The organism is Kitasatospora sp. NPDC001603 (assembly GCF_040298365.1).
Taxonomy (GTDB): Bacteria; Actinomycetota; Actinomycetes; order Streptomycetales; family Streptomycetaceae; genus Kitasatospora.
On sequence record NZ_JBEPAA010000162.1, the window covers coordinates 1 to 4,175 of the forward strand.

2 protein-coding genes and 1 pseudogene are annotated in these 4,175 nt (G+C 71.5%); all 3 read left to right on the plus strand.

The features are described from left to right. Positions 1-99: pseudogene (locus ABT263_RS38455) on the plus strand (ATP-binding protein); the annotation flags it as partial. A 401-nt stretch (positions 100-500) separates the two neighbouring features. Further along, the gene (locus ABT263_RS38460) at positions 501-3,980 is read left to right on the plus strand and encodes a sensor histidine kinase (RefSeq protein WP_352298535.1); all 3,480 of its coding nucleotides are present in this window, start codon (positions 501-503) and stop codon (positions 3,978-3,980) included. Between the two features lie 10 nt (positions 3,981-3,990). Next, a partial coding sequence (locus ABT263_RS38465; RefSeq protein WP_352291689.1) for a roadblock/LC7 domain-containing protein occupies positions 3,991-4,175 on the plus strand: 185 nt, incomplete at its 3' end.

Sequence of the window (4,175 nt, forward strand, 5' to 3'; positions counted from 1 at the left end):
GACACCCCCGTCATCACCCTCGACGCCCGACGACGCGACAGCGCCAAGAGCGCCCTCATCACCCTCGTCGAACACGCCCTCCTCGCCCGCCTGCGCTGAGCGGGAACCCGCAGGTCGCACGCCCCGGTGCCCCGCCGTCACGGTCGGGCACCGGGGCAGCTGCGGCTAGGGCGCGGGTGTCGCCGCGGCGGCCCACGCAAGACCCCTACATAAGCAGCGGATAACAGTTCGGTAGGCATTTTGTGATCAACAGTGACCATGCGTAGCGAATTAGCATCGCTCAGCGCCAGAAGACCACGGTTTTGCCCCTCGATGTCGGCTAATGTCCGGATTGCTCCGCAGCAGGCCGCCATCGACACCTGTTTGTCCCCCATCCCTGCACGTGCTGAAATTCCAGCTACCCCTAAATCCATTTCGGCAGTCCCACCACCAGCGGGCCGCTGCCAGGGGTAGCGCTGGATTGATCCATGGCCGCCAATCGGCCGAGAGGTTGTTGTCGAGTGAGGCGTAAGCAGCAGGTCGCCCCGCAGCGGCGCTCCGAGCCCCGCCAGAGCGAGCCGAACGGTACCGCAACGGACCCGGCCGGATTCTCCGCGTTCACGCCGGTCGAGGAGCGACCCCCGGCCCCCGCCCCCAAGCCGCCGGCCGCCTCCACGGAGCGCCGCGGCGGTGGCTCGGCGGACGACGGAGGCAGCGGCGGCAAGGGTGGTCGGTACGACTTCCTCCGGCCGCGGAACTGGCGTGTGCCGGCCCGTCTGATAGCCATCCTGATGATCCCGGTCATCATCGGCCTGATCTTCGGCGGCCTGCGCGTCAACACCTCGGTCGACGGCTACGTCAAGGCCTCCCGCGCCGAGAAGACCGCCCGCCTGGCCAAGGCGGCCACCGAACTCGCCGAGGCGCTGGAGAACGAGCGCGACAAGTCGCTCAGCCCCCTGCTGACCGGCCAGGACCCGAACGGCGACGTCCCGAAGACCCGCGCCACCACCGACGCCGCGCTCAAGGCGTACAACGCGGCCTACGACGCCAGCGACAAGTCGGCCGAACTGCCCCACCGGCACGCGGCCTTCCAGAGCATGGTGCTGTTCCTCCCGCACCTGCGCGACGTCGCCTACAAGCCCGAGCTGTTCGCCACCGCGACCCAGTCCGCGTACTCGACGATGATCGCGCCGCTGCTGGCCTACGACAACTCGGTCGGCCTCGGCAGCAGCAACATCACCAGCAAGGGCCGCGCGATCTACGCCATGTCGCTGGCCAAGGCCTCGGCCTCGACCCAGCGCGCGCTGATGCTCCACCTGCTGGTCGGCATCTCGGCCCAGTCCACCACCCGGTACGAGAACGCCGACCTGATCCAGCAGCTCCTGGTCTCCCAGAAGCTGGAGCAGGTCTCGCTCTCCGAGTTCAACACCGGCAGCGCCCCCGAGGACGCCCAGCGCTACTCCGACGCCCAGGTCGCCCAAGCCGCCGCCGACCAGCGCGCCGCGTACCGGATGCCGAACGGCAGCGTGCCGACCATGACGGGCCTGCTGGGCCTCGGTGCCGCCTACACGCAGGCCGCCGCCGAGGGCCAGTCCAAGGGCAAGGCCGCCGCCGACGCCGCCTACAAGGAGGCCAAGGACGCCGGTCTGACCAAGGAGAACTGGGAGCAGGCCTCCAACACCCACATCGCCAGCCTGCGCGCCACCGAGGTCGCGCTGCTGGACGACGTCCTCAACGACGCCGCCGACCTGCGGGACAACGCGCTCTACGACGCCATCCTCAACTCGGCGATCGTGCTCGCCGCGCTGGTCCTCGCCGGTGTCCTCACCGGCTACGTGGCCCGCTCGATGATCCTGGGCATGCGCACCCTGCGCAACGCCGCCCTGGAGATCGCCGACCACCGCCTGCCGGACCTCGTCGAGCGGCTCTCCAAGACCGACCCGGACCGGGTGGACACCTCGGTCAGCCAGATCCCGCTGCACGGCAAGGACGAGATCGGCGAGGTCGCCCGGGCCTTCGACCAGGTCCACCGGCAGGCGGTCGCGCTCGCCGCCGAGCAGGCCCTGCTGCGAGGCAACGTCAACGCGATCTTCACCAACCTGTCGCGCCGCAGCCAGAGCCTGATCCAGCGCCAGCTGGCGCTGATCACCGACCTGGAGAACAACGAGGCCGACCCGGACCAGCTGGAGAACCTCTTCAAGCTGGACCACCTCGCGACCCGTATGCGCCGCAACGGTGAGAACCTGCTCGTCCTCGCGGGCGAGGAGGCCGGCCGCCGCTGGAACACCCCGGTCCCGCTGGTCGACGTGCTCCGCGCCGCCGCGTCCGAGGTGGAGCAGTACGAGCGCGTCGAGCTCTCCGGCATCCCCGAGGCCGAGGTCGTCGGCGCCGCCGTGACCGACCTCGTCCACCTGCTCGCCGAGCTGCTGGAGAACGCCACCTCGTTCTCCAGCCCGCAGACCCGGGTGCTGGTCAACGCCACCCGCCTGCCGGACGGCCGGGTGCTGGTCGAGATCCACGACAAGGGCATCGGCCTCACCGCCGAGGACTTCGCCGAGATCAACGAGAAGCTGGCCGAGCCGCCCACCGTCGACGCCACCATCTCCCGCCGCATGGGCCTCTTCGTGGTCGGCCGGCTCTCCCAGCGGCACGACGTCCGCGTCCAGCTCCGCCCCTCGGGCGAGTCCGCGGGCACCACCTCGCTGGTCATGCTCCCGCCGTTCCTGACCCAGATGGGCGCCGCCCCGGAGCCGGAGGAGCAGTTCACCGTCTCCCGGATCTTCGCCGAGCAGGAGCCGTCCGCGGCCGACTGGGCCGCCGAGGTCCAGCAGAACCAGCCGCGCAGCGCCGCCGAGCTGGGCTTCGACGACCACCTCACCGGCAACGGCAGCGCCGGGTCCAGCGGCTTCAGCCCGGCCCTGGAGGCCGTCCAGCGCTCGCAGCGGCTCGACCAGGTCCGCCGCGCGGCCCTGGAGTCCGGCCCGCTCGGGCCGGAGGAGCGGCAGGTGCTCGACGCCGAGGTCGAGGAGGAGTACCCGGCGTACGGCCGGCGCAACGACGAGGGCTACGGCCAGGACGGCCAGGACGGCCAGTACCCCCAGCAGGGCTACGACCAGTCCGGCTACGCCGACCAGCAGTACGGCTACGACCAGGGCGGCTACACCCAGGACGGGTACGCCCAGGACGGCTACGCCGGGACCGAGTACGGGCAGAACGACTACGGCCAGGACGCCTACGGCCGGTTCCCCCAGCAGGGTTACGGCGACGACCAGTACGGTCAGGACCAGAACCAGGGCCAGAACCAGGGCCAGGACGACCAGTACGGCCAGTACCCGGGCTACGACGGCTACGCCGACGAGCAGTACGGGGCCGAGGAGGCCCCGGCCGGCCACCCGTACACCCCGGAGCCGCCGGCCCTGCCGTCCGCCCAGCCCGCCGCCACCCTGCCGTCCGGGCTGCCGCAGCGCCGCCCCGGCCAGCAGCTGGCCGGCGGCGGCCCCGCCGCCGCGCCGCAGCAGGGCGGCGGCCAGGACACCGGCGAGACCCCGAACTGGTTCACCGGCGCCAAGGACACCTCGGCGCCCGCCGAACCGCGCGGACACGAGGTGTCCGCGCTGGGCGGTTACGGTCCCACCGGACCGACCGGCCCGACCAGCGCCGCCTGGCAGTCGCCCAACGACGGCGCCTGGCAGCGTGCCGAGCAGCTGCGCGAGCCCGCCTCCGGCGGGACCACCTCGTCCGGCCTGCCCCGGCGGGTGCCCAAGCAGAACCTGGTGGCCGGCAACGCCAAGCCCACTCCGCAGGACGGGCCGCAGGTCTCCCGCAGCCCCGAGGAGGTCCGCGGCCGGCTCACCAACCTGCGCCGCGGCGTGGAGCAGGGCCGCAGCGCCGGCAACACCGGAAGCTTCCGGATCGACCCCGATCAGGTAGACCCGTCCGGCAACGGACAGCAGAACCGCAGCACCGATCTCTTCGGCGGCTCGAACCACCAGGAGCGTTGAGTTGAGTCAGATGAGCCAGGCCGCACAGAACCTGAACTGGCTGATCACCAATTTCGTGGACAACACCCCTGGGGTGTCGCACACGGTGGTGGTCTCCGCGGACGGCCTCCTGCTGTGCATGTCCGAAGGCTTCCCCCGCGACCGCGCCGACCAGCTCGCCGCCGTCGCCTCCGGCCTCACCTCCCTCACCTCCGG